The organism is Pseudomonas zeae (genome assembly GCF_014268485.2).
GTDB classification, from domain to species: domain Bacteria; phylum Pseudomonadota; class Gammaproteobacteria; order Pseudomonadales; family Pseudomonadaceae; genus Aquipseudomonas; species Aquipseudomonas neuropathica.
In genome coordinates this window covers 1846804-1867677 of record NZ_CP077090.1, presented here as the reverse complement: position 1 = coordinate 1867677, position 20874 = coordinate 1846804, and the positions used below count along the sequence as shown (strand labels likewise).

Here is a 20874-nt window from a genome sequence, read left to right as displayed (position 1 = left end):
ACCGAGTTGCCCCCATCGCGAGCAGGCTCACTCCTACAGGGGAGCGCATTTCAACTGTAGGAGTGAGCCTGCTCGCGATGCTTTTTAGATCGACGGCAAACGCCACTCGATCGGTGTCTCGCCATTCTGCTCGAGAAACTTGTTGGTCCGGCTGAAGTGTCCACAACCCAAGAACCCGCGATATGCCGACAACGGTGACGGATGCACCGACGTCAGCACCAGATGCTTGGTCGCATCGATCAGCTTCTGCTTGCTCTGCGCGTGCGCGCCCCAGAGCATGAACACCAGATGCGGCTGGCGCTCGCTGACAAGTTCAATGATCCGGTCGGTGAAAAACTGCCAGCCCTTGTCTTTATGCGCATTGGCGTTGGCGCGCTCGACGGTCATGGTGGTGTTGATCATCAACACGCCCTGATCGGCCCAGCTCTGCAGGTAGCCGTGATTGGGAATATCGATGTTCAGGTCGCGCTTCAACTCTTTATAGATGTTGACCAGCGACGGCGGCGCCGGCACGCCCGGTTGCACCGAGAAGCACAAGCCGTGGGCCTGGCCCGGGCCGTGATACGGGTCCTGGCCGAGGATCACCACCTTCACTTTATCCAGCGGCGTCGAGTTCAGCGCGTTGAAAATCATCGGTCCCGGCGGATAGATTTCCTTGCCGGCCGCCCGCTCCTGCTGCAGAAACTGGCGCAACTCTGCCATGTAAGGCTGGTCGAACTCAGCACGCAGTGCCTCCTTCCAGCTCGGTTCGAGTTTGATACGGTCGTCAGCAGTCATGGTCATACCCGGCAAAAACAATGGGGCGAACCCTAGGAAAGCCGACCACGCTTGTCAATTGATCTGATGCAGATCCGGCACTTTCCCACACAACGATCATACTGATCGTTCAAATTCCCGATCGAGGTCACGATGAATCTGCACGTCGAAGAACTCACCGGCACCGACGGCGCCCGCATCGGTATCGCCAGCCTGGATGCTGAAAAATCGCTGAATGCGCTGTCCCTGCCAATGATCAACGCCCTCAGCGACAAGCTAAACGCCTGGGCCAAGGATCCACAAATCGTCTGCGTCCTGCTGCGCGGTAACGGCGCCAAGGCCTTCTGCGCCGGCGGCGAGGTGCGCAGCCTGGTCGAGGCCTGTCGCGCCCATCCCGGCGAAGTCCCGCCGCTGGCTGCGCAGTTTTTCAGCGCGGAATATCGCCTGGATTACAGCCTGCACACCTATCCGAAACCGTTGATCTGTTGGGGCCATGGCTATGTGCTCGGCGGCGGCATGGGCCTGTTGCAAGGCGCGAGTACGCGGATCGTCACACCGAGCAGCCGTTTGGCCATGCCGGAAATCACCATTGGTCTGTATCCGGACGTCGGCGCCAGTTGGTTTCTCGCGCGGCTGCCGGGCAAACTCGGTTTGTTTCTGGGCCTGACCGGTGCGCACATGAACAGTCGTGATGCGATCGATCTGGATCTGGCTGATCGCTTCCTGCTTGACGAACAACAGCCGCAACTGATCGAAGGCCTGCTGCAACTGAATTGGCAGGAACAGACCGACATGCAACTCAACAGTCTGCTCAAGGCCCTGCAGCAGGAAGCCGTGGCGCAGATGCCCGAGGCACAGTGGTTGCCACGTCGTCAGCAGATCGACGAACTGCTCGACGTCAGCGACGTGACCTGCGCCTGGAAAGCCATCAGCCTGCAACGCGACAGCAGCGATCCGTTGATCGCGCGGGCAGCGAAAACCATGAGCGAAGGCTCGCCACTGACCGCGCATCTGGTCTGGGAACAGATCATCCGCGCCCGCCATATGTCGCTGGCCGAAGTCTTTCAGATGGAATACACCCTGAGTCTCAATTGCTGCCGGCATCCGGAATTCAGCGAAGGGGTTCGCGCGCGGTTGATCGACAAGGATCAGAAGCCGCACTGGCATTGGCCGGACGTCAGCAGCGTGCCGGATGCGGTGGTCGAGGCGCACTTTCACAAGGTTTGGGAGGGCCGACATCCGTTGGCGGATCTGACGCAGTATTGAACTGACGCGATGCTCGCGATGACAACTGGATTCCCATCGCGAGCTGGCTCAATCGGTCGCCATAAGACTCAGACATTCAGCTCGTAAAACTGAATGATCTCCGTCATCGCCCGCTGCGCTTCTTCGTCGCCCTTTATCAAAATGTCTTCGACATCCCTCAATGGCGGAAGAGGATGCAGACGTTCAGCAATCTGCATCGCGCTGTAGTCTTGAGTCGCTGTTCCTTCGCTGACTCTTATGAAGCCGATAGCGCTTTCGCCTGCGGCAAAATGATTGGAAACCCGGATTTTCGGTGCCATGCCGTAATCCACCACGATCACCAGATCATCGCGCTCACGGTGAAACTTCAAGTTGTCGATCGTCAGCCTGCGTTCGGAAAAGTCGATCCCGTCAAGGCCGTCTCCGCGATTGATGATCACGTCCCTGCCGAGGCCATCGTATCGGTAGATATCATTTCCGGCGCCGCCGGTTAGCGTGTCATTGCCCGGCCCACCCAACAGCAGATCATCACCGGGGCTGCCCGTGAGCACGTCATCCCCTTCCATGCCTCGAATTTCCCCCGCGCCGCTTATCGTGTCGTTGCCTCGACCACCGACTAACGGCAGCGCCCGTCCGTCTCGCAGAGACGTAAAACGCGTTGAATTGTGAACGGTTACACCCGTATGAAAAGTCTCGGGCGCAGGGCCCAGCTGACTTGACTCCAAGAGTTGTTTCAAACTCACGACCGACCCATCGGCGAAATTCAAGAGCTCAATCCCGGCCCCCTCAAGTTCACCATTGAGGGGCAAGACGATGCGAACTTTCTGTATCCCACCCCAATTGATATCGAGTGTCGGATGGAGCATTTTCGCTCTTGGCGGATTGCGGTGTGCCCCGCGACCTGGGTTGGGTTCCAGCTCGACATGTGTGGTTTCTATCAGCGCAGCACCCCAGCTCAATTGCAGTGCATCGCACTGCGCATCTGCTGGAAGGACGACCGTGTCCTGATCGATCAACCCGTACTCGTCTTTCCACCCCACTGCGCCAACTTCTGCTCGGTGGAAAACAGGGTTCGGCACATCCGCAATCGTGGTAGTTGCTCCGGCGTGCGCTTGCACGATGTAGGTATCGGCACCGTCTTCACCGTAAAGCCAATCATCCCCTGCCCCGCTGACCAGATAGTCGGCGCCCTCGGAGCCCAGCAAGGTATCGTCACCTGCACCTGCGGATAGAAACGCGCCCGGTGTTCTGTCGCCGACAGTGCCGTAGTCAAGTGGGGAGCCTGCATAAGCGACAATCAGATCGTCTCCCGCGCCGCCGTGGAAAACGTTTTCCACTTCGACGTTGACTCGCCCGCCGGCATCGTCGCCTGGGACGATTTTGCGTTTGATCGTTTCAGTTGTGACATCCCAGCGAAACGCCTTGGGCACCGTTTCCCCCGAACCGAAGCTTGCTGCCGGATAGATGTACCAGCCCTCAAGCGCGCCGGATTCCTTACGGTCTTCAACCAATACATCTCCCGTATTGAATGAAAAGCCGTTGGCCGAGCCGGATCGATAATAGCGAGGCGCCTGACGTGAAGAGGCTATCGTCCCATCGGCTTTCACCTGTTTATGTTCGACACGGGTTGTGGTTTTCGACTGCCTTTCACTGACCACGGCATGCCCGGCATCAACCTTCATCCATGGCGGCGTTTCAGACAGTGTTCCCGCTTCGACGCCGTCATCGCTCAGCTCGGTGTGAGTGATGTAACCGGTGTCGCTAGTCGTGATATGACTGCGAACCCAGACGCCTTGATCACTCAAGGTGAAACCTGTGGCGTGTTTGCGGGCGGAGCGCCTGGATTTGATTTGCGCGAGGAATTTTTCAGTCCAGTCAACGGGGTGATCAGATGCCACAGGACGTTGCGCCGCGGTGGTTACATCGTCTGGCTGAACCGGATCTTCAACTTTGCTTTGCTGGATTCCTGAGGCGGTTACAACTTCCGGTACAGGTGACTCGAGCACCTTTATCGGCGGCAATGTTTTGCGCAGGACATCCTCATAACCAAGTACAACGCCATCGCTGAAACTGAATGTGGAATCCTTCCACTGCTCGTGACTCCTGATGAGTATCGCGTCGCCCGCGCCATTGGCCAGCCGCAATACCCGGCCTACGGAAACATCAATAATGTCGGCTTTCAAACTTTCCGCAGAGAACCCGGCACCGAACTTGATGACATTACAGCCACCGGAATCGGTGATAACGTCAAGACCATCACCCACCCCGAAATAGTAAACATCAGCGCCGTCATGGCCCTCCATCACGTCGTTACCGGCCCCGCCATCAAAAACGTTATTGCCGGAATCCCCACGAAGGTGGTCTACACCCTCCCCGCCCAATAACGTGTCGTTGCCACCACCGCCCAGCAAGGTATCGTTGCCTGAACCACCGTCCAGATAATCTGCGCCATGTTCGGCTTCGGCTGTCTGCGCGTAGTCGCCGGATAAAATGTCATCATCTGCGCCGCCATAAAGCGTGTCGGCGCCCAAGCCTCCCAGAAGGGTATCGTTTCCTTCATCGCCTTGAAGGTAATCATTGTTGATTCCACCTGACTGCAGGTTGGACACATCACCATCCAGCGCGTCAGCTCCTGCTCCACCGATCAGGGTGTCGGAGCCCCCCATTCCCTGAAGTGTGTCATCGCCCGCTCCACCATCAAGTAAATCATTGCCGTGGTACCGAATTGGATGCTCGGCATAATCCCCGGCCAGCGCGTCGTTACCCTCACCTCCGAACAGCAGATCATCCGCCCCACCGCCCCAGAGTGTGTCGTCTCCCGCACCACCGTCGAGCAGGTCACTTCCAAAAAAGTGGGCGGCGTCACCGGCAACACCGTTCAGTACATCGTCATCGCCCTTGAGCGTGTCATTGCCTGGACCACCATAAATCGCGTCGTTTCCACCGTTACCAGCGAGCCGATCATCGCCACTGCCACCGTCCAATACATCGTTGCCATGGTGTTTGCTTTGCAGTCCCCCGCCCCAATCGAGGTTGTCTCCCATTATCGTGTCGTTACCGCTTCCTCCGGCCAGCGTGTCATCCCCCCCATCCCCTCCAAGAAGATCATCTTCAGTTCCGCCATCAAGCAGATCCTCGCCCCATCCGCCATTGAGAACATCGCGACCGCCCTGGCCGTAGAGAACATCGTTATCGCCCTGCGTCGAACTATTAAAGGAGGCCTTTGAAAAGACAGTTCGGTGACTGGTGACACCACCGTCTATAAGAACGTCGACGCGTTTGAATCCCCATTTCTGCTCCAGCGCGCCCGTCGTTTCATCCCCTGATAAAACGTCATCTCCCGCACCTCCAATCAGCGTATCCCGATCGTTACCGCCCAGAAGCACGTCCTGGGATGCCGTACCGATGAGCAAATCGTGACCTGCCCCGCCATCAAGCCAATCGCCTCGAGCGGCTTTCCCTTTAGAGTCGCCAGCGGCCATGGCTTTTTCGAGCGTCGTCTGTTTATCCCCAAACAACTGATCGTTTCCGTCCTTGCCGAACAATCGGTCTGATCCACCAAGTCCGAGAATGATGTCGTCTTTTGCAGAGCCGTAGAGCACATCGGCCTTGTTTCTCTGTTTTACGTTGGGCAATAGCAAGGCGTTGCCCAACTCATCGTATGAGAACTGATCACCGGGAACATTGGGGTCGATATCTTTCGCTTTCCAGTCGCCCTGGAGAACCAGATCGGGAGCAGAGAACGTAGGGTCTTGGTGTTCAGGAAGTCGGATGCCAAGCATCCCGGGGCGGAAGTTCTTGATAACGACGAGGTCGTTCAGGCCATATTTGATGTTGAGGGTGGGTTCAGTGAGTTCTTCGATGAGGGTCAGGGTGATGGCCTGATCCTCGGTCGACCAGATATTGCTCAAAGGGGCTCGGCGTTTGAGTGAAGGAATCGGCGAACCGTTGATCCACAGCTGCCCATTGGCGTTGGCGTCGAAGATCTCATCAATGCCATCACCGCTGGAAAACTCATAGCGGTCGTTGCCTTCGCCACCGTTCAAAGAGTCGTTACCCTTTCCTCCGACCAGAACATCATCACCGGCCATTCCGTACAGCGCATCATTGCCGTCGCCTCCGCCAAGCAAGTCGTTGCCGCGTCCACCCTCGATGACATCGTGACCTGCCAGTCCGTTGATCGTGTCATTGCCCGCGCCGCCATACAGATGATCAGTGTTCGCACCGCCCGCGAAAGACCGCGCACCGTCATCGCCGAACATGACCAGCGGATTCAACACACCGGTGGTCATCGGCGCCTGTTTGGCTGAGGCGAGATCGGAGTAGGAAAACTTCTGCAGCGAGTGTTCTCCAAACGAGCCCTGGGTTCGGGCAATCAACCGGGCCAACATCTGCGCACGATCGGCAAGCCATTGCGCGGTGATGAAACCTTCGCCGGTCAGCGGATCGTAGAGTTCCAGTCCGCGTGCGGGGTAACCGTCATCGCGTTCGATGACGATTTCACTGAGTTGCTTCAGGGAATTGCGCAACGCCAGGCCGATGGGTGTCGACTCGCCAGCCAGTTTTGCCCATGAATTGGCGTTTCCGTATTCACCTATTGACCGGGTGACGATGCTTTGGGACTGCTCCGGTGAAAATGCCGAGAAGAATGCGTAAGCGTTGGTGGCGAAGGTTGCATCGGTGGTAGATGGCGCTGCTGAATCGCCGTCGTAGGTGCGCTTGAACATGTCGAGGAATTCATTCTGGCCATAGCGCAATATCAGGTCGACCACGGCGGAAACTGGCGTGCCTTTAACGACATGCTGAATCAGCGGATTGAGGCTGCCACTGGCGAGCGCGATATTGATTTGCTCTGGCACGACGGAAAGCAGACTTTGCAATGGATTGACGCCGAAATTGCTGATCGCCGCTCGCAGGCCGACACTGTAGGAATCGATGGCGAACAGAATATTTTTATAGTCATCGAGCCTGTTGGCTTTTGTTTGAGTCGGCGGGCCGCCATCTTCCCCTTGCGCATCACCCGCAGAGATCAATCTCCAGGTTTCATAAGGCGGCGCTCCACCCAACAGGCTGAATCCGACTGTCCCCGACCAACCGGCATTGCGTTTCACGGCTGTATCGTCCTCCCCGCAAACCTTACTAAACAGAGCCTCGCCAATTGCGCTCGCATCGATTTCTGCGATCTGGCTGATGGATGGAACCGTCCAGGGTGCCAATCGATCAGCGAGGGATCCGTCGATCAGGGTATTGATGAAATTGACGGCGACCTGATTGGATGACAGTTGCATCAGGTCTTCACTGAAGATTTTATTCAGTCTCAATTCGCCTTGGCGCGAGGTGTAGCCGCGAATCAGGGCGGAGTAGGCACCGTTTCCCCCGTTGGCATCAATGGCCACGGCAAGCCAGAGCCTGGCGCTTTTCAGAACTTTTGCAGTCTCTTCATCAACAGCTAAAATTTCAGAAACTCTTCCATCGATAATATCAAACAGCTTTTGATACAGCGGAGCGCAGCCAGCCCCAGCCAACTCCAGCGCTTCGTATTGAAGCTCTTCTGAGCGCAGCCTCATCCCTTCGCAAATATTGGCCGCATTAAAGATTTCTGTTTTTTCCATATCGCTAAATACATAACTCATCGTTACTTCCTTGTAATAACAGCGTGTGAAATATAATCACTGAGAAACTTGAGCATCCCAGGTGCTTCGCGTAATGAGGAAAGTCGGAGACTTACGCGACCGTGCCCCCCGGAAAAATCAAAGCTATGCAGCTCCACTGTGCAAAAAAAACTCAACTTTCCAAAATCCAGGTTTTCCAATTCAGTTCTGCTGAACTTTGCCAGTTTCTTGCCAGTCAGTTCTTCCTCGGAAGACGGACGTATCAAGCCGTCACAATTTATTAATCGAGGGGTTCCATCACGCCGCGACCAGCCAGTAATGACAAACGTTCTAACGACCCCCTCATTCTTGAAATGCGGCGGAGGTGCATTAAGCCAAAGCTCCAGTCCCGGATAATTTTTTAGCTTTACAATCAACTCATCCGGCCAGTTGACGTGTCGATAGCCCCGTTCATGGGGTTCAGTGCTTTCTTTTTTTGTATAAAGCCCAGCGTTCAGTTTATAAAGACGCCAACTTTCAGGAATCGGCTTTACACTCTGATCGTGGTACGACCGTATCTCCGTCCCGGTCCACCAGAAATGCCCCTTGAGCGTATTGGCCAGACACGCTTTCTTATTCGCCAGTTCAGGCATGCCCACATAAAACTCCGGCACCAGAGTCTTATCCACATAGCTGCCGCCCAGTATGGGCACCTGCTTCATGCTCGCCAGCTTCTTTTGACAGGCCTCCTGATCCGCGTAATAGATTGCCATCGCCTCGGCGACTTGTTCTTCACGGATATAAAAATCCACCACGCAATAACAGGCATAAATAAACAAGCCGTATTTCAACAACTTCTTAAACCATTTAACCCATGGCTTACGCGACATACGGAGCATTTCAAATCTCCCTGTCAAACTGACGAGCAGGCTGTTTCTTGAGATGCCCGAACATCGCGCTTTCAAATACGTCAAAGTAGTGTTTCGTGCCGTACGCCACATCAAATCTGCTCGCCGTCAACTTCGCAGCGCTACGAAGGCAGTCGTACTCATCAACGGAATCAAGAACCTTGGCAATACGTTTGGCGATACCGTGATGATCGAAGAAATCCACCAGCATTCCATTGTGACCATCGACGATCACCTCCCTTACCGGAGCCGTATCCGACGCTACTACCACACACCCAGCCGCCATCGCCTCCAGTAACGACCACGACATAACAAACGGATACGTCAAATAAACATGAACCTTTGAACAGTCCAGAACTGCCCGGTAAGTCTGGTAAGGAAGCTTCCCTGTGAAATGAACGGTGGAATGATCGAAACTTACCTCTGCCTCCATCCTGCTGCGCCAATTTGCATAGCCAACCGGCTTACCCCCATAACTGACGTCATCACCGCCCACTATGATTATCTGCGCACCGGGACACTCAGCCTGGATATGCGGGATCGCTCGCATAAAACTGTGAAACCCGCGATAAGGCTCAAGATTCCTCGCGACATAAGTAACGATCGGCTGCCCGGCTCTCAGTTCGACGCCATTGGGCAACCTGACGGCCCCAACTTTCGCCAAACAGGAACTTTGAATGACGCCCTCGTGAATAACCCGAATGGCCGACTGATAAGCTGCAGGAAACAGACTGCGCTGCCACCGCGTGGGCGCAATGGCAATGTCACATTGCTCAAGATTCAAAAGATGCAGCGAATTGAGCACTCGCAGCCTTGATGACTCTGTTGTGGCTCGCGGGAATTCAGGGTCGAACCCGGAATCTGCGCCCTGCGCCCGATAGTAATATTCGCAATAGTGAATAAGCGGCGCGTCAGGATAGACATCCTTGACGAACAGCGTTTCCCCCCATCCGGGATGAGCGAGAATCACGTCCGGCCGATAACCCGAATGTTTCAGCCGGCTCAGAATTTCAGAAACCTTCTGTCCATCAGTCACCGCTTGTTCGTAACGGGTCAGGTAGGGGTGAATACCGCCCGGTGCTCGGCTGGCAGCGCGGTATCGATATATTTTCACCCCAGCGATACCCGGCGCCGTATCCCGACCTATCGCCAAAACCTCATAACGCCTGTCAATCGCCGCCAGCACCACATGACGGAACTGGCCCGGAAAGTTTTGGTGAATCACAAGAAGCTTCATAGCGGCATCGTCCTTTTATTCGCCGCTGTTGAACTGAGTTTTGCTCACCTTGATCGGCACGAACAGACGCTAACAAATGCAAGGAAATGAAACTGTAGGAAGTGTCTGGGAATGCCCTAGGAGATGGCTAACGGGGCGACTTTTTCGACGGGCATAAAAAGCGGCGCAGGGCTCATTTGACCTGTACGCAAAGACTCATACTTGGTTTATGGCGTTTATTCACGGAGTGTTCTTACACTCGTGAACGCTGGAAGCGCCAACCTGCGCGCTCCCAAGGATGACTCTTTGACTATGGACAGTCTCATGACGGGCAACACCCTCGTACTCACACCTTCGCAGACTCAACGGCTCTCCCCTGACGATCAATCCACGCCTGGACCTGATGACATCGACTCCCCGGCTACTCCCCTGGCTAACTTGGGTGGGGCGTTGTCCTGGCCCATTCCCCTGAGTGCGGACGAACAACGCCGCTTGCGTCTGATCACCATGAGCCATGCACACCATTTGGGCGACCAGCCGCTGGTGATGCAGATCAAGGGCGGTGTGCTGGAGTTCTTGCGTTATGACCACCCTATTCCCGAGAACGTGACAGACGACCCTGCAAAGATGCTCGACGCGCTGCTCCGCTCCCCGCAAGGGCAACTGATGGGCAAAACGCTGCAACAGAGAATGCAAGGCATCGACAGCGATAGCAGCGTTATGGATTACCTGCTGGCGGGGATCGCACTGCAGATGGATCCTGAGTCGATCACCGCCCCCCTTCGCAACAAGACAGCTGGCTTCGATCTGGCCAGCAATCGACATTGCGGCCGGCATGCATCTGCAGTCATCGATGACCTCGCCGAACACTTAAGCCGTGAAGGCAGAACCAGCGCTGCCCTGGCGAAAACCGGCGCCTACCTTTTGCTAGGCAGGTCGGCACCGCAGTTTCTGATTGCAGACATTCCCCGAAATGTGAAAGTTGGCAGTCTGGCCTGGGCCAACCTGACCATGGCGGCAATGGCCATCGAGGCACAAACACCTGGCAAAGTCCCCGGACTGACGTTTGCCCAAGTCATGAGCAAGGCTGAAAGTGCTCGCCGGGCTGACCCGGCATCGACTCAACGCATTCAGACAGCCGTATTACGCGATTGGGCTGTCACCAACGAAATCATCCTGAAAAGAAACGATGACGCCTACACCGACGGACAACTCGAAACGATAAGAGCGACATTTAACCAAGAGCTTGAAGAGCGGCTTGCTGCCGCCAGGATTCTGGACAAAGCATTACCGACACGAAAAGAAATTGCCCTGGCCCTGCTGATAGAGCGGTTTAGCGATTTGGGCACGCTTTTCGAAGTCAAGGCTCTCCACACGGATACGTATCGTGGCGAGAGTGGACAGACGGGTTTCAGTGGCATCCATTCGCTTCTGGATTACGCAATGATGGACTTGCCGAATCCGCGTCCACTTGCATCAAGTGATACCCGCCTCCCACTCGAGGCATTGAATAACAACCCGACGTTCGGTGTGCGGGAAGCCTTCGACCGGCAGTTCGCCCGCTCAATTCTGGATAAAAAGGCCGCCGTCAATACAACGATCAGGCACATGATCTCCCTGCTCCCACTAGAAGACAAAAAGAACTTCGGGTTTGGAAAAGTCAGCTTTTTCCAACAAGGTTCATTTGTCTCGGATGGATTTTTCAATCATACCCCTTGCCCCAACGAGCCCGGGCTGCTCATCAGGACGGAGCTGAGCGGCACGTTCCAGGCGTATGAAATCAACATCAATAAAGACACGATTGAACGGACGGCGCTGCACAAGGCAAAGCAACAGGAATCAAGGGAGGCCAACAAATACTTCACGACCAAAGAGCTTGTCCCCCGTGAAGCGGCAAATGAACTGGGTCGCGAGCTCGCTTTAAGCGAATCACTGGTGAGCAGTTTCAGCAGCGCGCGGTCCCGTGCGATTGCCGACGCCTTTGTGCAACATCTGGATCTGGATGACCTCGCAATCAAAGAGCTCGCACGCGGGCAAACCCCCATGGACGAATATTACCGGCCCAAACCGCTGGGTGAGTTTTTGTTGAACTTGATCCCCTTCAGATCCGCCATTGTCAATTTCCAGAAGGGCAACTACGGCGAGGCGGTGTTTGATCTCACCGTGGATGTATTCGGTTTTCTCACGGCGGGCGTCGCCACGGCAGGGAAACTGATCAGAATCGGCAGGACTGCTCTGTCCACCGGCGCCAAGGCATTGAAGACCGCCCATGTCATCGGTGTCGCCACCATTGATGTGCTCAACCCGGTGGGTGGCTTGAGTGATCTGGCCAGACTCGTGGGCACCGGTGGCCTTTATCTGCTATCCAGAGGCGCCAAAGCCGTCAACCGGCTCAGGGGGACCGCCGACAGTTACGATGTCTTGAAAGCGCTCAGCAAACAGTATGACGCGGCGGCAACGGGCACCGTAAAAGTAACTGGCCAGACTGTGGAGGGGGCGGCCGTGCTGAAGAGCGGTCAATGGTATTCATTTGATGCCGACACGATGCGACCTTACGGCAGCCCGCTCGAGGAATTCGCTGTCGCCACCCAGGCGGTCGCCGGAGAAGTGCTCGCTGCACACATCGATGGGTGGGACGAACTGAGCCATACCCTGTTCAGCCGCTACAGTGTGCCCGATTCCAGAATCGCCGGGCTCTCTCGCAACAGCCAAGGGGTGTATGTTGCCGCCGACGGACACCTCTCCCACATACGCCATACCGATGGCAGCGGTACCACGGCGGTGTACGAGGTCAGGCAAGTCACTCGCACGGAAGACGGCGTCGTGCGTGCGCGGGTGTATCACGACAACCGGCAAACCAGTCTGCTGGTCCAGCATCTCCAGGGTGATCAGTGGCAACGACTGGGATTGTTTGGTGGGGGGCAGATCACGGCGGATCACTTGCGGGCCTGGGAGGCGTTGCCGCAAGCGGAACAGAAGAGGCTGACCATTCGGGGCTTTGCGCGACAGAACGGAGTGTCGGCCAAAACCTTTGCGTACTACGTAGAACCCGAGGGGCAATTGAGCGCTGCCGGCTTGCTCATGCGTAACCGACCCGCCAACACCCCTTTCAACAAGGTGACTCATGTACATGTCCGTGATTGGCAAACCATGACACAGCCGGCGCGTGACGCAATGACCATGGAAGGATTTGCCGGCCACCACCACCTTAATCCGATCTCGTTCAAAACTTATGTGCGAGCCGACGGGCTCGGGCCCGCTGGTGAAACGCTGCTGAACAGGACGGCCGGCAGCTCTTACAACGCGATTACCGATGACCATTTACGCACGTGGAAAGGGTTGTTCGAGAAACCGGACAACTCGGTCACACCGCAAGAGTTCATACGTGAACACGGGCTCAGCCCGAACTCTTGGAGACATCACGTTAAAGTTGATGGCACCCTGAAAGATGAGACTGTGCAGCGTCTTGATCAAGCTCGGCAAACGTCCGCCGTGCCTGTCGCTGCCACGCCAGCCCGTCTGCCGGCGCGGGTTCCGGGGGGACTGGAGGAGAAGATCACTGCCGAGCATCTACTGAATTGGGAGGCGGTGTCGCGTAACAGACAGGGGAACACGAGTCGTGCAGACTTTGCCCGGCAACATAACCTGTCCCAGACAACCTTTGAATACTACGTGCAACCTGACGGCCAACTGAGTGCTACGGGCGCCATTGTGCGCAACCGCCCCGCCAATACCCCCTTCAACAAGGTGACCCAAACGCATATCGATCATTGGCAAAACATGACGCAAATAGCGCGTGACGCAATGACCATGGTGGGATTTGCCGGTCATCACCACCTTCATCCGGGGACGTTCAAAAGTTTTGTGCGGCGCAATGGCAGCTTGGGGCCTGCCGGTATAGCGCTATTGAACAGGGCAACGGGCACCGCCTATAACGCGATTACCGATGATCATCTACGCGAGTGGAGCCGGCAATTCGGGCAACCGGATAATTTGGTCACGGCAGCGGAGTTCGTCAGTCAACACGGATTTAGCCCAACCTCTTGGCATGCGCAAGTAAGAGCTAATGGATCTTTACGAGATGCCACTGCGCAGCGTCTCTATCCAGCTGGGCACGACGTCGCTCTACTCGCCTCCGCGCCCCAAAAACCTGATGCAAGTGCGAGCCTGCCGGCTCATTTGCCAAGCCGGCGTAGTGAGTTAATTACTGCTGAGCACTTGTTGGCTTGGGAAGCATTACCGCGAGCAGAACGGCTGTCGCTCACCCGCGAGGGTTTTTCCCGCCAGAAAGGTCTATCCGGCAAAACCTTTGCGTACTACGTGGAGCCTGACGGACAGTTGAGCGCCGCGGGCATGATCGTGCGTGAACGCCCCGCCGGCACACCCGTCAATCAGGTGACCGTGGCGCATATTCGTGATTGGCAAGCCATGACACAACCGTTGCGTGATGCAATGACCATGGAGGGATTTGCCGGTCTTCATCACCTTCATCCGGGTTTGTTTAAAAGTATTGTCCGGCAAAATGGAAGCCTGGCACCTGCCGGTGAAGCGATGTTGAACAGGGCGGCAGGCGTTGCTTACAACTCGATTAGAGATGAGCATCTAAGCCAGTGGAAAATGCTCTTCGAGAAGTCGGGCAACACAGTCACAGTAGAAGAATTCGTACGCCAGCACGGATTAAGCCCCAACTCTTGGCGACGACTTGTCAGAGCTAATGGACTCTTAAAAGATACTGCTGTGCGGCGTCTCGAACATGCAGGGAGAAACACCACATTGTCTCCCGCGCCTCAACAAATCGAGACAAGTTCGGGACAAAAGCGGCCAGCACAGGAATCTGTCGACCCGACCCAGCCGAAGAAGTCTGCCGACACACCACAAAACTCAGAACAGGCTCCCGGTCCCTCCTCGGACATCCTGCCTGTCGCAATCAAGGTTGAAACCGGAACGTCCTCGTCATTGCCTCATCAGGTCGACAACACATTGCCAATCCTGCAGGACCCAAAGAACCCCAGGCTCAGTTTGACCGATGCATTAGAGGGGCCGATAGATGACATCCGTATCGCCCACTGGAATGGCCTGCTTGACGGTCTCGATAACGCAAGCAAAAAAAACGTTTCAAGCCAGATCAAGGAATCGATCAAAGACTGGTTGCGTACCGAAGGACAGCATCAATCGCGGTTTGATCAAACTCTGGAAGTGTTCACGGCTCTGGATGACGGTGGACCCAATCGCGGCGCGTCAGTGTGGGCACGACGCGATATTGCCAAATTTGAAGTGCTAGGACCGTACGCAGGCAAGTTTCATGAATCAGATGCGTCGTTGTTTCAGGAGATACGCAAACAAGGTTCACGGGCAGTGCTGACTTACTTGTTCGGCACACGCTCGGGCAATCGCTCGGTGAGTGGGCTGCACACGGGCAATACCCTGAGCCTGATCAATACCTCGCAACTGGGCAATGAGCCGGCATGGAAGTCTAACAACGTCATTTCCATTGCCGCGGGAAAAAACCTGACGTTCTACGTGGCGCTAGAGGACATCAGCAAGGGTGATGAATTACTGATGGATTACGGCCTGCTCTATCAGCCCGTACCTGATATAGCGGTTAAACAGGACCCTGGTCGCTGACTGCCCGTTGAGGCGTCAAAGCGCCGACGGCCATTGATCCGTGGGTGTGCTGTACAGTGGCGCCTTAATCCTGACGATATTCCCGGGCACAAAAAAGCGGCGCTTCAAGCGCCGCCTTTCATTTGCGGGTGATTACCAGCGGCTGCCACGTCCGTTATGGTCGCCACGCCCGCTGTGTCGGTCGTAGTTACCGCGACCGCGGTGATCGTTATCCCAACCGCCGCGACGATGGCCATCCCAACGCCCGCGATCGTTGTCGTGCCAGCGACGGCTTTCGTAATAACGTGGAGCCGGCTGGTAGTAACGCGGCGCCGATTGGTAATAGCGCGGTTGCTGGTAATACCGCGGGGCTGGCTGGTAGTAGCGAGGCTGCGCGTAATACGTGCTGCCACCGTTGTAATACGTGCCGCCCGTGTTGTAGTAGGCCGGTGCGGGTGATGTGTAGACCTCTGAGCTGTAATACGAGTCCGCGTAGGAGTACGGGACGCAACCGGCAACGGAAAACATCATCGCAGCAAGTAGAAGAATTCGTCTATACATGGCGGCCTCCTGGACCGCGGGTTGGCCGCACCAGCGACGCTGGCAGGCGACAGTCATTTAATCGGTGACTGTCGAAAAATCAGACAGCGTTTTCGGCATCTGGTGCGTTCCTGCAACAAGTTGAAACAAGTGATTGATGAAATCCTGTTCATTTGGAAAACGCTGTCATTCAGCCGCTGATTAATGGTGCCCACCGTGATATCCGCCGCCGTGATAACCCCGTCCGTAACCGCCTCGATAGCCGTAGCCACCGTGGTAATAACGCGCGCCGCCGTAGTAGCGCGGAGCGTAATAACCACCGTAGGAATAAGGTGAGTAATAGCCGGGATAGTAGTAGGTAGACGGATAAGCATCGTAGGGTCCGGCGTAGTAGTAACAACCGGACAGACCCAAACCGAGCACCGCTCCCAGCAGCACCCTTCGCAATGTTTTTTGAATAAGCATGGCGGCCTCCTGAAAGACCCGCGACAGCAGTCGGCACAGACCGGCTGACATCTGTTTTGACTGGCAAAACCAGACCGAGTGCCAACAGCGCAAAATCATCGGATCAGCGGCAAACACGCTGCATCACGGTGCAGCCGCGCACCAACTCAAAGCGCCCCAGCAGCTTCACCACCAACCCTAGGCAACCCGCGTGCCCGTGCCAGAGCGCCTGACGCGACTTGGCACGCGTCTCGCTTTAGCAAACCCGTGCAGGAGTCATCACAGGTTCGCGGCACCACAATTTGCAATGGCTGACTAGGGTTCCGGCTCGCAATCGCGAGTGGCTGGTCCGAGAGTTGGCGACCTCCAGTTGAGGTTACACGGCGGGACAAAAGCCCGGGAGACAAGCCACCGTTCGCGGTGCCGCGTTGCCTTCCTGTCCGCCCTTGATCAACTGGAGAATCCACCATGACCCGACTACGTTTGCCCGCCCTGCTCGCCGCTGCGTTCGCCGCGCTCATCAGCACGCAATCCCCCGCCGCCCAGAAAGACCATTTCAGCGTCTGCTGGACGATTTACGCCGGCTGGATGCCCTGGGAATACGCCGGCAGCCAAGGCATAGTCGACAAATGGGCGAAGAAGTACGGGATCAAGATCGACGTCGTGCAGCTCAACGATTACGTCGAATCGATCAACCAGTACACCGCCGGCCAGTTCGACGGCTGCACTATGACCAACATGGATGCGCTGACCATTCCGGCCGCCGGCGGCGTCGACAGCACGGCGCTGATTGTCAGCGATTTCTCCAACGGCAACGACGGCATCGTCCTCAAGGGCGACGGCAAAAAGGTCACCGATCTCAAGGGCATGGACGTCAATCTGGTCGAACTGTCGGTCTCGCACTACCTGCTGGCCCGCGCGCTGGATTCGGTCGATCTGACCGAGAAAGACCTGAAAGTGGTCAACACTTCCGACGCCGATATCTCCGCCGCTTTCAACACCGAACAGGTCAACGCCGTCACTACCTGGAACCCGATGCTCTCGGACATCAAGGCCAAGCCGGGCGTGACCGAAGTGTTCAACTCCAGTCAGATTCCCGGCGAGATCATGGACATGATGGTGGTCAACAGCGCCACTCTCAAAGACAACCCGGCGCTGGGCAAAGCGCTGACCGGCGCGTGGTTCGAAGTGGTCGAGCTGATGAACGCCAAGAACGCCGCGAGCAAGACTGCGCTGGAGCACATGGCCAAGGCCTCGGGCACCGATCTGGCCGGATTCCAGGCACAACTCGACACCACCAAATTGTTCGCCACCCCGAGCGAAGCGCTGAGTTTCGCCACCAGCAAACAGCTGCCGGAAACCATGCGCAAGGTCGCCGAATTCTCCTTCCAGCACGGCTTGCTCGGCGAAGGCGCGAAAGACACCAGCGCGGTCGGCATGGCCTTCGCCAACGGCGTGACCAGTGGCGATACCGGCAACCTCAAGCTGCGTTTCGATCCGACCTACGTGCAGATGGCCGCCGACGCCAAGCTGTAAGCCACGGAGGATTTGGCCATGCGCCTGATCAATCGCCACCCGGATCGCCCGAGTCGCCTGTTGCTGGTGATCCTGCCGTTCGCCCTGGTGCTGTTTGCCTACTTCATGGGCTCGGCCGAGCGCCTGGCGGACAACCCCAACGACAAACTGCTGCCGAGCGCCGTACAGATGACCGACGCGGTCAAACGCCTGGCCTTCAATGCCGACAGTCGCACCGGTGACTACCTGTTATGGCAGGACACGGCTTCCAGCCTGCGGCGTCTGGCTATCGGCCTTGGCATCGCCGCGCTGGCCGGGCTGTGCCTGGGCATTGCTGCCGGCACGCTGCCGCTGTTCGGTGCGCCGTTGTCGCCGCTGCTGACGGTGCTGTCGATGGTGCCACCGCTGGCGATCCTGCCCATTCTGTTCATCGTGTTCGGTCTGGGCGAGTTGTCGAAGGTCATGCTGATCGTGATCGGCATCACCCCGGCGCTCGCTCGCGACCTTGAACAGCGTGCGCGGGAAATCCCCGTCGAACTGCTGATCAAAGCGCAGACCCTCGGTGCCTCGACCTGGACACTGATGCTGCGCGTAGTGCTGCCGCAACTGCTGCCACGCTTGCTGATCTCGCTGCGGCTGATGCTCGGCTCGGCGTGGTTATTTTTGATTGCCGCCGAAGCGATCGCCTCCACCGACGGCCTCGGCTACCGGATTTTTCTGGTCCGGCGTTATCTGGCGATGGACGTAATCCTGCCGTATGTGGTGTGGATCACCCTCCTCGCCTGGCTGATGGATTGGGGCCTGAAATACCTAACCCGTCGCGCATTCCCTTGGTATGAGGGGGCGGCCAAATGAGCTTCATCACCGTGAAAAACGTCTGGCAGCAATACGCCGACCAGGTGGTGCTGGAAGGCCTGAACCTGAGCGTCAACGAGGGCGAGTTCTGCACCTTGGTCGGCGCGTCCGGTTGCGGCAAATCGACCTTCCTGCGTCTGCTGCTCGGCCAGGAAACGGCGAGTCGCGGCGAGATTCTGCTCGACGGCCAAGCGCTCGCTAGCGAGCCGGATGCCAGCCGTGGCGTGGTGTTCCAGCGCTACTCGGTATTCCCGCATTTGAGCGTGCTCGACAACGTCGCCCTCGGCCTCGAACTGCCGCGTGCGCCATTGCTCGGTCGGCTGTTCGGCAGCGCCAAACGTGAAGCTCGCGAACAAGCGGCAGCATTGCTGAATAAAGTTGGCCTCGGCCATGCGCTGGACAAGTACCCGGCGCAGCTGTCCGGCGGCATGCAGCAACGGCTGGCGATTGCCCAGGCACTGATCATGAAACCGCGCGTGCTGCTGCTCGACGAACCGTTCGGCGCGCTCGATCCGGGCATCCGCAAAGACATGCACGCCTTGCTGTTGGAGCTGTGGCGCGAAACCAAACTGACGGTGTTCATGGTCACCCATGACCTGTCCGAAGGCTTCAGCCTCGGCACGCGTCTGCTGGTGTTCGACAAGGTTCGCCTCGACCCGCACGCCCCCGGCGCCTATGGCGCGCGCATCACCTACGACATCCCTTTGAACAGCGACCGCCGCGCCCAACGCGCCGCCGTCGACGCCCTGCCGTTGCCACTGGCAGGCGCCCTTCGCACCGCTTGAGAGGACTTCTTCAATGAATAAGCCGATGACCGATTCGACTCAACTGTTCCCACCGTTTGCCGAAGAAATGCTCCCCGGTGGCGGCCACCGTTCCTTCGTGTTGAAGCGCGGTCAATTGCTGCGCCTGACTGATCTGCGCGGTGGCGCCAACGTCAGCCTGACCCTGCTCAACGCCAATGAAAAAACCGAACGGCTGAACCTGCCCGACAGCCTCAAATGCCAACACACCGCCAAGCTCACCAGCGGCCATTGCCTGTACTCGGACATGGGCCGCGTCCTCGCCGCGATCTCCGCCGACACCTGCGGCTGGAGTGACAGCCTCGGTGGCGTGCTCTGCGCCGAAGAAGTCGCGCAGAAGTACGGCCAGGGCCGCTATCAGGAACTGCGCAACGGCTTCTTCCGCAACGGCACCGACAACCTGCTGGTGGAACTCGGCAAGTGGGGCCTGGGCCTCTCCGACCTGTTGATGACGCTCAATCTGTTCAGTCGCGTCAACGTCGACGAGGCCGGGCGTTTCCACTTCGTCGAAGGCAATTCCAAGGCCGGCGATTACATCGAACTGTACGCGCCGATGGACACGCTGGTGGTGCTCACTGCGCTGCAGCACCCGATGGATCCGGCGCCGGAATACGCACCGAAACCACTGAAGCTGAGCTGGATGAACGCCGACGCCAGCGTCGCCGAACACTGCCGCACCTCGCGCCCGGAAAATGAGCGCGGCTTTATCAATACCGACCGTTTGTTCGCCTGAGGATCGCTGCCATGTCAGTTGCTATCGCCACTTCGCAAAACCAACCCGACACAGCGGTGTACCGCGCCACGATCCCGGCCGGTGAACCCTGGCTGATGGAGGTCAAGGCCGGCCAGGCCCTGCGCATCCTCGATCTGGAAGGTAATCAGGCCATCGATACGTTGTTCTACAGCCTCGCCAATCCCAAGGAACGCTACGACGTGCAGCGCACCTTGCGTCGGCAGAACAGCGTCTACCTGAGCACCGGCAGCGTGCTGTATTCCAACCTCGGCCACGCGATGCTGACCATCGTCGCCGACACTTGCGGACGCCACGACACCCTCGGCGGTGCCTGTGCACAAGAGAGCAACACCGTGCGCTACGCCCTGGAAAAACGCTACATGCACAGCTGCCGCGACAACTACCTGCGCGCTTGTGCCCATGATGGGCGACTGGGCAAAAGCGACATCGGGCCGAACATCAATTTCTTCATGAATGTGCCGGTGACGGCGGATGGCCGGCTGACCTTCGAGGACGGGATTTCGGCGCCGGGCAAGTACGTCGATTTACGCGCGGAGATGGACGTGATCGTGCTGATTTCCAACTGCCCGCAGTTGAACAACCCGTGCAACGCCTATAACCCGACACCTGCGGAGCTACTGGTATGGAACTGACTATCCGCCGT

The 20874-nt window shown here is 57.2% G+C and carries 13 protein-coding genes and 1 riboswitch; of the genes, 7 read left to right on the top strand and 6 right to left on the bottom strand.

Annotated elements, in window-relative coordinates; genetic code table 11:
* Positions 1-84 precede the first annotated feature (84 nt).
* Positions 85-777, bottom strand: coding sequence for a uracil-DNA glycosylase (gene ung, locus HU754_RS08250; RefSeq protein ID WP_026000577.1), 693 nt, complete (start codon positions 775-777; stop codon positions 85-87).
* Positions 778-909: 132 nt separating this feature from the next.
* On the opposite strand from ung, the gene dspII reads away from it, so the two are divergent.
* Positions 910-2022, top strand: a complete 1113-nt coding sequence (gene dspII / locus HU754_RS08245; protein WP_186622672.1) for an enoyl-CoA hydratase/isomerase DspII — start codon at positions 910-912, stop codon at positions 2020-2022.
* A 68-nt stretch (positions 2023-2090) separates the two neighbouring features.
* Here dspII and HU754_RS29585 read toward each other — a convergent pair whose 3' ends face one another.
* The 3 genes from HU754_RS29585 to HU754_RS08230 are packed head-to-tail and all read right to left on the bottom strand — an operon-like array spanning position 2091 to position 9737.
* Complete coding sequence (locus HU754_RS29585; protein ID WP_186622670.1) at positions 2091-7634, bottom strand: calcium-binding protein; 5544 nt, start codon at positions 7632-7634, stop codon at positions 2091-2093.
* 2 nt (positions 7635-7636) lie between these two features.
* Positions 7637-8491, bottom strand: a complete 855-nt coding sequence (locus HU754_RS08235) for a hypothetical protein (RefSeq protein WP_186622667.1) — start codon at positions 8489-8491, stop codon at positions 7637-7639.
* Position 8492: 1 nt separating this feature from the next.
* A complete protein-coding gene (locus tag HU754_RS08230) occupies positions 8493-9737 on the bottom strand; it encodes a glycosyltransferase family 4 protein (RefSeq protein ID WP_186622665.1) in 1245 nt (414 codons plus the stop codon).
* 303 nt (positions 9738-10040) lie between these two features.
* Between HU754_RS08230 and HU754_RS08225 the strand changes: the two genes are divergently transcribed.
* Positions 10041-15341 (top strand): SET domain-containing protein-lysine N-methyltransferase, encoded by a 5301-nt coding sequence (locus HU754_RS08225; protein WP_186622663.1) that lies wholly within the window; start codon positions 10041-10043, stop codon positions 15339-15341.
* A 132-nt stretch (positions 15342-15473) separates the two neighbouring features.
* Here the strand turns inward: HU754_RS08225 and HU754_RS08220 are convergent, their stop codons facing one another.
* A complete protein-coding gene (locus tag HU754_RS08220; protein ID WP_186622661.1) occupies positions 15474-15881 on the bottom strand; it encodes a hypothetical protein in 408 nt (135 codons plus the stop codon).
* 180 nt (positions 15882-16061) lie between these two features.
* Positions 16062-16325: a hypothetical protein gene (locus tag HU754_RS08215; RefSeq protein ID WP_093438415.1), complete on the bottom strand. Its 264-nt coding sequence runs from the start codon at positions 16323-16325 to the stop codon at positions 16062-16064.
* A gap of 283 nt (positions 16326-16608) precedes the next feature.
* A riboswitch (guanidine-I (ykkC/yxkD leader) is annotated at positions 16609-16709 on the top strand.
* A 63-nt stretch (positions 16710-16772) separates the two neighbouring features.
* Between HU754_RS08215 and HU754_RS08210 the strand changes: the two genes are divergently transcribed.
* The 5 genes from HU754_RS08210 to HU754_RS08190 are packed head-to-tail and all read left to right on the top strand — an operon-like array spanning position 16773 to position 20863.
* Entirely contained in the window at positions 16773-17840 is a 1068-nt protein-coding gene (locus HU754_RS08210; protein WP_186622659.1) for a putative urea ABC transporter substrate-binding protein, read from the top strand.
* Between the two features lie 18 nt (positions 17841-17858).
* Positions 17859-18674 carry an ABC transporter permease gene (locus tag HU754_RS08205; RefSeq protein WP_016984721.1) on the top strand — a complete coding sequence of 272 codons (816 nt, stop codon included), beginning with the start codon at positions 17859-17861 and terminating at the stop codon, positions 18672-18674.
* Positions 18671-19459, top strand: a complete 789-nt coding sequence (locus HU754_RS08200; protein WP_077571512.1) for an ABC transporter ATP-binding protein — start codon at positions 18671-18673, stop codon at positions 19457-19459. The genes HU754_RS08205 and HU754_RS08200 overlap by 4 nt, the downstream gene beginning before the upstream one ends.
* A 25-nt stretch (positions 19460-19484) precedes the next feature.
* Complete coding sequence (locus HU754_RS08195; RefSeq protein ID WP_186622797.1) at positions 19485-20210, top strand: urea amidolyase associated protein UAAP1; 726 nt, start codon at positions 19485-19487, stop codon at positions 20208-20210.
* Between the two features lie 11 nt (positions 20211-20221).
* On the top strand, positions 20222-20863 hold the full coding sequence (locus HU754_RS08190; RefSeq protein WP_186622657.1) for an urea amidolyase associated protein UAAP2: 642 nt from the start codon (positions 20222-20224) through the stop codon (positions 20861-20863).
* Positions 20864-20874 lie beyond the last annotated feature (11 nt).

What these genes read in the sequence shown, in the direction of transcription:
- ung (WP_026000577.1), bottom strand. Translation starts at nt 777, where the DNA reads ATGACTGCTGACGACCGTATCAAACTCGAACCGAGCTGGAAGGAGGCA.
- dspII (WP_186622672.1), top strand. Translation starts at nt 910, where the DNA reads ATGAATCTGCACGTCGAAGAACTCACCGGCACCGACGGCGCCCGCATC.
- HU754_RS29585 (WP_186622670.1), bottom strand. Translation starts at nt 7,634, where the DNA reads ATGAGTTATGTATTTAGCGATATGGAAAAAACAGAAATCTTTAATGCG.
- HU754_RS08235 (WP_186622667.1), bottom strand. Translation starts at nt 8,491, where the DNA reads ATGCTCCGTATGTCGCGTAAGCCATGGGTTAAATGGTTTAAGAAGTTG.
- HU754_RS08230 (WP_186622665.1), bottom strand. Translation starts at nt 9,737, where the DNA reads ATGAAGCTTCTTGTGATTCACCAAAACTTTCCGGGCCAGTTCCGTCAT.
- HU754_RS08225 (WP_186622663.1), top strand. Translation starts at nt 10,041, where the DNA reads ATGACGGGCAACACCCTCGTACTCACACCTTCGCAGACTCAACGGCTC.
- HU754_RS08220 (WP_186622661.1), bottom strand. Translation starts at nt 15,881, where the DNA reads ATGTATAGACGAATTCTTCTACTTGCTGCGATGATGTTTTCCGTTGCC.
- HU754_RS08215 (WP_093438415.1), bottom strand. Translation starts at nt 16,325, where the DNA reads ATGCTTATTCAAAAAACATTGCGAAGGGTGCTGCTGGGAGCGGTGCTC.
- HU754_RS08210 (WP_186622659.1), top strand. Translation starts at nt 16,773, where the DNA reads ATGACCCGACTACGTTTGCCCGCCCTGCTCGCCGCTGCGTTCGCCGCG.
- HU754_RS08205 (WP_016984721.1), top strand. Translation starts at nt 17,859, where the DNA reads ATGCGCCTGATCAATCGCCACCCGGATCGCCCGAGTCGCCTGTTGCTG.
- HU754_RS08200 (WP_077571512.1), top strand. Translation starts at nt 18,671, where the DNA reads ATGAGCTTCATCACCGTGAAAAACGTCTGGCAGCAATACGCCGACCAG.
- HU754_RS08195 (WP_186622797.1), top strand. Translation starts at nt 19,485, where the DNA reads ATGACCGATTCGACTCAACTGTTCCCACCGTTTGCCGAAGAAATGCTC.
- HU754_RS08190 (WP_186622657.1), top strand. Translation starts at nt 20,222, where the DNA reads ATGTCAGTTGCTATCGCCACTTCGCAAAACCAACCCGACACAGCGGTG.